This window comes from Asaia krungthepensis NRIC 0535, from assembly GCF_025995175.1.
GTDB classification, from domain to species: Bacteria; Pseudomonadota; Alphaproteobacteria; order Acetobacterales; family Acetobacteraceae; genus Asaia; species Asaia krungthepensis.
The window spans coordinates 1-7170 of the sequence record NZ_BAPV01000006.1; the positions used below are offsets into that span (position 1 = coordinate 1).

6 protein-coding genes are annotated in these 7170 nt (G+C 53.9%); 3 read left to right on the top strand and 3 right to left on the bottom strand.

The window, feature by feature from the left end:
• Positions 1-92 precede the first annotated feature (92 nt).
• Positions 93-2519, top strand: coding sequence for a helicase-related protein (locus tag AA0535_RS05295; protein ID WP_264814873.1), 2427 nt, complete (start codon positions 93-95; stop codon positions 2517-2519).
• Positions 2520-2780: 261 nt separating this feature from the next.
• Here the strand turns inward: AA0535_RS05295 and AA0535_RS05300 are convergent, their stop codons facing one another.
• Both AA0535_RS05300 and AA0535_RS05305 read right to left on the bottom strand, forming a co-directional pair.
• Positions 2781-3104: a hypothetical protein gene (locus tag AA0535_RS05300; protein WP_264814874.1), complete on the bottom strand. Its 324-nt coding sequence runs from the start codon at positions 3102-3104 to the stop codon at positions 2781-2783.
• Between the two features lie 30 nt (positions 3105-3134).
• On the bottom strand, positions 3135-3512 hold the full coding sequence (locus tag AA0535_RS05305) for a hypothetical protein (protein ID WP_264814875.1): 378 nt from the start codon (positions 3510-3512) through the stop codon (positions 3135-3137).
• A 373-nt stretch (positions 3513-3885) separates the two neighbouring features.
• Between AA0535_RS05305 and AA0535_RS05310 the strand changes: the two genes are divergently transcribed.
• Positions 3886-4830 carry a site-specific integrase gene (locus AA0535_RS05310; protein ID WP_264814876.1) on the top strand — a complete coding sequence of 315 codons (945 nt, stop codon included), beginning with the start codon at positions 3886-3888 and terminating at the stop codon, positions 4828-4830.
• Between the two features lie 661 nt (positions 4831-5491).
• Here AA0535_RS05310 and AA0535_RS05315 read toward each other — a convergent pair.
• Positions 5492-5977 carry a helix-turn-helix domain-containing protein gene (locus AA0535_RS05315; RefSeq protein ID WP_264814878.1) on the bottom strand — a complete coding sequence of 162 codons (486 nt, stop codon included), beginning with the start codon at positions 5975-5977 and terminating at the stop codon, positions 5492-5494.
• Positions 5978-6801: 824 nt separating this feature from the next.
• Here AA0535_RS05315 and AA0535_RS15740 point away from each other — a divergent pair.
• The coding region (locus AA0535_RS15740) for a DEAD/DEAH box helicase (RefSeq protein WP_373319281.1) at positions 6802-7170 on the top strand (369 nt) is incomplete at its 3' end.

Genomic DNA, 7170 nt, shown 5'->3' on the forward strand with positions numbered 1-7170 from the left:
GAGCCAATAGCTCGCCTCTGTCGGCAACTATATTGGTCGCTACGTATGAGAAGTACCTTGCCCTGATCTCTGCGGGGGGGCCCCCTCAAGACTTGTCCAACGTTGTATTCGTGTGCGACGAAATTCAGCTGATTGGTGACGGCAGCCGAGGCAAACATGTCGAGCTTCTACTCTCTGTGCTCAAGAGAACCGGATGGTATCAGTTCATCGGCCTGTCTGCAGTTATGGATGATGTCGGTGCACAGCAGTTGGCATATTGGCTCAACCTCACTTTGGTAAAGGTCGACACGCGCGAGAAATCACTCACGATTGAAGGCCGCTGGCGGAATGGCCACCTTATTGCCAGATCCACTCCTAATGGCATCGAACCCCTTCACCAGCTACCAACGGTTAAGGAGATGGAACTCAATGGCATGATCCAAGAGCTTGTCGCCTTGGAAAAAAAACCTGTCATCGTGTTCTGCATGAAGGTGGACGATTGTTATGATCTCGCAGAAAAGTGGGCTACAACCCAAGTAGACACACAGTCTATCGAAGCACCAGCTGGCCTCGACCTAGATACTGGTCTCCTGCAACTGATTAACAAGCGCTGTGCATTCCACAACGCTGAGCTGAGCGAGTCTGAACGCGCCTTCGTCGAAGACCTTATGAAAGCCGAGACCGTAGACGTGGTCTTTGCGACATCAACGCTTGCAGCCGGTGTGAATTTCCCTTTGGGCAGCGCCGTATTTTCAAAGTGGAAGCGATGGGACTTTGATAAGAGAGAGCACGTGCCTATCCGTCGCGACGAGTTCCAGAACATGGCAGGGCGTGTTGGCCGGATGGGGCAAGGCACAGGTGAAGGAATTGTCCTCGCAACTGCCGGTGGGGCATCTGACTTGACACTCCTCCAACAGCTGATGGACTTTTCGAAGAGAGAGACGCTCGGCGTTGGGATCACGCCGACTGATTTCGGGTCACTTATAATCCAACTTTTCGCAGGTGGCCTCTGCACGACACGCGACGGAGCATTTTCGTTAATGTCTTCGACTCTTAGTGCCAGCCGTGAAGCGGAGAAGGGGGTTGGCAATGTCGAACATTGGCGGCCGCATCTCAATCAACAGATCGACCGTCTCATCAACACCCATTGCCTAATTGAAACGAAGACCCGAATTGTTGTCACGGAGTTCGGCAAGGCCGTTGCAAGAAGCGGCTTGAAGCCTGAGACCGTTGAACATTTTCTGCACTACCTGAATGAGCATGGCGAACAAGCCGCTCATCTGCTGCCCACGCCGGAACAAGAAGGTCGAGACGATGACCTACTTTTTATCTTCGCGCACGGAAGCCTGCTCTCTCCCGAATTCACTCTGACAGGCGGACCCCGAACGCGGAACATCAGCTATCGTTTTAATCGATACGGAGTAGTAGCAAACCCACAAGCGGAGGCTCTCGATACGCTACTTTTCGAGCGGCCGTGGATTGCTGATCCCAGTGCGGCCAACGGCGCGCGGGCGCTGTCAGAGTGGGCAGCTGGGACTGACCGTGAAACGCTAGAACAGCTTGTGCCAGACGTTCGCCTTGGGTTGATCGAGAATATGGCACGCGATGTGAGTTGGCTTCTAGCAGCCGTCGCAGAGGTAATCGGATCATCGTCTTCACTGACACTCGCCGATGCGGCGCGGCATCCGCTACTAAGGTCTACCAACCCCGCTCTACTACACATCAGAAAATTTTCTCGGGTCCTGCGCAGATACGCGGTACGCATTGCATACGGTTTGCCGTCTGAGTGTCACTGGCTGAAAGAGCTTGAGCTGCATGGACCTGCAAAACGTCTGACTCGTATGCAAATCGTAAGCATTCATCAGCAAGGCATTTCTCGCCCTCACTTACTCATGGACGGAAGCGTGGAAATGGACGTCCTTCGCCAAGCAGCACTTCCGAAAGTCGGTCGCGTCTCATACGCGAACCAAGTCCGAGACGCGGCGAGGAACTGGAAGGTAGACCAGAGACGGCACTTTCGTAGACGCCACGAGAAGAAGGCCGACATGCACGGTGTCAGAAACATTATCTCTGACTTATACGACATGAAAGGGAAGAGGCTTGAGACGGCTGTGATCAACGCGTTTCAAGATCTTGGCATCAACTGCAGCGTGCTCGACGATGGCACCAAGCCCGCTTGGCCAGACCTGAAAATTGAATTCGCGGCGAGCGGCATGGCGAGCGACATCGTCGCCGAAGTCAAATCCAAGGATCGAGAAACGGCTTTGGTTTCTCTGAACGATGCCATTGAGGTCGTTAGTGCTGCTGCAATCGCTGGATTGAGCGGTACACCGGTTACTACAATTTGCAGCCCCGGTGCTGAACCTAGCATCCCAACCGCGATCTCTGGCTGCAATCATCTTAGCGTTGTTGAACTAATGGATTTGGCGGAGGCCTACCTCCGCATCAAGGATGGCAACCTAACTATCGCCGACCTTCACAACTGGCTCACTACGCCGGGAATTGCTCTTACGGAAGATCTTCCATTTAACAACTTCTAAGGTTGGGGCCGGTCAGAGTATGCTATTCCAGCCGGCCTGAACCACCCAAACGTAGAATTCAACATACTCAAACGACCGCCATCTATGTTCTGATAATACCCATAATTGTCCTTAAGTAATCTTCGATCCAGTTACGCGCACAAGGTCCACACTACGGGCTTCGAACGAACCTGTCTCTGCTCCCAGTCCCGCTAGGTAGTAACCGGAACTCACACCAGAACGGCAATGTCCTTCTAGGTCAGCTGCAAGTAACGCCTTCAATCAAGCCTGCGTACCGATTGTCCGTCTCATTCCCCGTAAGGCGTCCTGAACAAGCCTTGCCCGACTGAATCTCTCATAGGCAGCCAGTTCATGGGCACAGGAGACAGCCGCCACGCCGCGAGCGATCGTTGCCGCCTTGCGTCCTTTGGTCAGGCGCCAGGTGATCCAGGCCGAGACGGTTTTCGGGTGTGCAGGCATGGCTGGAGCGCGCGCAGACAAAGCAAGCTGATCGGTTGCCGACAGTAGAGAGACCGGGAGGCCATGGGCGTTGTCTGCTTGGCCTGAAGGGACGGTGCCGCAAAGGGCTGCTGTCGTCTCCATCAACGATGTCTCCTCGAATGCATCAAGCGAGAGCTAGCCCCACTCATAGTCGATGCTGGCCTGGTATCTGACCTTCAGCGTTGCGGCTTCGCCTCGGAGAGCCTCTACGGTTTGTTCCGACACCCTACGGCGCCAGACATCGCCTTCGCGGTCATACAGCCATCCTGAGGCTTTCATGGTGTTCCTGACGGCGGCTGGCGGAGCAAAAGGGAACCGTACCCTGTAGGTGAAGTCCTCGAACGGTACTGCTTCCTCGCGTGCTTCCTGCTCGATATCGCGTGCGGCCTTCCTGAAGGGTGCCACAGCCGCCTGGAAGGCTTCCCTGTCTTCTTCCCGGATCCAGACATTCGCCTGCACCAGACCGAGCGCCTTACGACGTCTGCGCACGGTCTCCATGGTCTGTCGGCTCATACGTCCCTCCCTGCCCGATGATTATCCATCATAGCACTAGTGCCGATCGGTGATACGGGGGTGTCTCCATGGGGACACGGTGGAAACAGCTCCTGGACGAACACACAAATGCAGACTTTCAGTCGGCGTTATCCGGTTAGCACTAGTGCTTCTAAAAAGGCACAACTGAAAGTTTGCATTTGTATATGGAGAAGGGAAAACCTTGATATCGATATGATACTCTTCTGATAGCGTTGCGTAGCTCTTCTGTAGTCCTTTGTAGTCGATGGGTCGTCGACCGATCCCGCACAGCGGATGCCGACAGCCAGTGCCCCTGGCGTCTGAGAATCCCCATTCTCGGACGTCAGGGGGGACGTGATAGTAGGCCACAGTCATGAGCCTGATCCTTCCCGTCCCTGATACCCTTCCAGCCCCGCTTCAAAGCGCCGCTGACCGTCTGGCTCTGGCTGCCCGGTCCCCGGCCACGTTGCGCGCCTATCGCACCGACTGGGATGCCTTCGTCACCTGGTGCCGCACCCAGAACGTCATGCCACTCCCTGCTCAGCCGGAAACCGTCGCCGCATGGGTCGCATCGCGTCTGGAACAGGGCCGCAAAGCCGCGACGTTGGCCCGTGGGGTGGCCGCTGTATCCTGCGCGCATGAGATGGCCGGGTTCGAGAGCTTCAGCCGCTCACGCATTGTCCAAGATGCGCTGCGCGGCATGCGACGGACACTGGGTACCGCGCCGAGCCGTAAAGCCCCTGTAACCGTGGCGTTCATGCGCCATATGCTGGCGGCTCAGCCTGATACCCTGATCGGTCTGCGCAACCGGGCATTGCTGGCCCTGGGTTTCGCCGGAGCATTGCGCCGATCCGAACTGGTAGCGCTGGACGTCGAGGATCTTGTACTGCAGGAGGGCGGCGCGCTGCTCTCCATCCGTCGTAGCAAGACTGACCCTGACGGTGCCGGTCAGACCATCGGAATTCTGAACGGCTCGACCATCCGGGCGCTGGATCACCTCTCGGCTTGGTGCGAGACGGCAGGGATCACATCCGGTCTGCTATTCCGATCCGTGGACCGGCATGGCCGGGTTAGAGGCTCACTCTCGGATCGGTCTGTAGCCCGGATCATCAAGACGGCCGCCGAGATCGTGGGGCTCGATCCTGAGCGTTTCTCGGGTCATTCCCTACGAGCAGGCTTCATCACCTCTGGAGCCGAGACGGGGGCCGATGCTCTGCTTATTGCCGAGACATCGCGACATAAGAGCCTAGATGTCCTGCGACATTATGTCCGACACGCCTCACTTTTGAAGGTCCATGCTGGACAGCGTTTCCTGTAAATTCCTATCCGAACGGCCACCACCAGCGACGATATCCGTACCCCCGCGAACCCTCTCCTTGTTTAGGGGGGATGTTCAGGGTGAACGCTGGCTTTTGCTCTGGGCGCCCGACCAGGGCGGACGTAGAGTGTACGCGTTCACCCTCTATTCGTGCTATCTGTTCCCTAAGTTGGGAATTCTGTTGCTTGAGATGGTCGTTTTCTGACTTGTATTCCGAGCATTCTCGGCGTCGCTCGTTCAACTCGGTCTGTAGCATGCCTATCACCTCACGTAGGGTGGACAAAACCATACTATCCGGGGTGAACGTCTCATTCTGCTCAGGAGGGCATTCAGGGTGAACACCCGGATCTACGTGTTTGTCCTGTTCAGTGGGCACGTTTAGGGTCGAGACAGGAACTGAAACCCGGACAATACCGTAATTATCTGTGATCTTAAGCCAACCGCCACGGCGAACACGTGCACGTGCAGCCTCAAGGGAAAGACCAAGCCGATCCGCTAACTGACGATAGGTCAGGATTTCTGTGTTCTCGGCCATAGATCCTCTTACTTCTCTGACCTGAATTGTATTCTGTCGAGCATAGAGTGGGAATGTCCTTCCATATCACTCTCGCTTCCTAAGCATTACAAACGGTGGTCTGAAGAGAAATCTGGGTGTGAAAGGCTAACCTGTCGACGGAGATGCAGACCAGGAAGCGATCAGATCCAGCCATTCCTCTTTGGATCGAGGCTTTTCACTAAAAAAATTCCTTTGAGTATGAAGTTCGCTGACATTTTGGCAGTTAGAAGAAAATCGCAAATTTCTGCGGGCTAGAGCCTCTTTAAGGCGCTGCGTTGCATGAGCTGCTGCAATTCTGGCCTGTTCCAGACAGACTAGAACCAGACGATACCGGTTAGGACCTCTCACAACGCGTCCTGAGCGCCTCATGCGCTGTCTGGTCCTTTCTATCAGACCAAGGCTGTAAGCCGTCTCCAGCGCCCGTATAACAGTTCTGGTACTGCATCCTGCACGGGCTGCAATGCTTTCATGCGAGGGGAAAAGGCCGCGATATCCTTCGAAGCTTGCGAGAGCTTGGAGAACAAGATGCGTTTTGGCCGTGATCTGACGGGCCTGGGTCAGGGTCCAGATCTGGGAAGCGAAAGAGGTCATGTCCGTCCTTTTTCAGACGGCGAGCACTTCCCAGGTCGGATAACGTTGAACCTTTGAATGGCTCACGCTATATTCTCTCCATCGGGCGCTCTAGCGGGCTCAATCGCTTTTGCACCTGCTCGCCGCCGTAACAGCGAGTTTCGAAGGGGATAGCCTTGCAGGGCTATCCCCTTCATCATTTCAAAGCATATTGATCCGTTGAAAGCTTATTGTCCAGCAAGGGGTGCAGTGAGAAGACGTTTGAAAGCGTAGGCCAAGCAGTTCCGTCCTGCAAAAAAACTATGCTGTCACTCTATGGCTAATGAAAAATATTAAGCTCTCAATGAATTCTATGAGCGTCTGGACGCCCCTATTTGACTACCTATTCTTACACCCCAAACATATTATGACCTGAAAAAGCATCTGATTTAACCACACTAATAAAATACTTAGCGAAGCGCTGAATGATGCGAGAGAGGTGACACAAGATATTCGACCGCCACTCAATCACACTACGATTAAGCCAGTCGTAGTGGCGATAGCAATGGTAGAGAAAGATGTCACATTTCAAATAACCGGAACATATATAATAAAATACGCATAAATATATTTCAGAATCTCCGTATTTTAAATTAGAAACAGAAGTGGAAACTATCATTCATTCGTCTATGGAGAAAATATTACTTGAACACCAATAATATATTTATATAACAAACCATTTAGATTCATAATGAATTATTCATAGTATCATCATAAAAACAAATGTATTTTTAGGGTGATTTATGAAGACAACTTTGCCTCCCGACTGCCGACTGAGCCAGCGCGTCCTCGATACGCCCGAACTTATGCCTCGTGATGACGCGAATTACAGCATCACGGATGCACAATACGCCGCCCTAGACGCAGGTCTTACTGATGGCAAAAGCCTTTTGATCTCCGCCCCTACGTCGACAGGCAAGACTCTTATCGGATGGTGGGCTGCCGCAAAAGGCTTGGAACACGGCAAAAAGTTTGTCTACCTCGTATCACACCGTGCTCTTGCGTCCCAGAAGTTCGACGAGATCCAAAGACTATTCCGAGGTCCGTGGCTCGGGGATGACCCACACGCCCTCGTGTGCGCAACAGGTGATGGGGTGACAGACGGGAGTGGACGAGCCAATAGCTCGCCTCTGTCGGCAACTATATTGGTCGCTACGTATGAGAAGTACCTTGCC

Excerpts from the sequence above, each read along its gene's own strand:
- AA0535_RS05305 (WP_264814875.1), bottom strand. The coding sequence starts at position 3,512 with ATGAGCCGACAGACCATGGAGACCGTGCGCAGACGTCGTAAGGCGCTC.
- AA0535_RS05310 (WP_264814876.1), top strand. The coding sequence starts at position 3,886 with ATGAGCCTGATCCTTCCCGTCCCTGATACCCTTCCAGCCCCGCTTCAA.
- AA0535_RS05315 (WP_264814878.1), bottom strand. The coding sequence starts at position 5,977 with ATGACCTCTTTCGCTTCCCAGATCTGGACCCTGACCCAGGCCCGTCAG.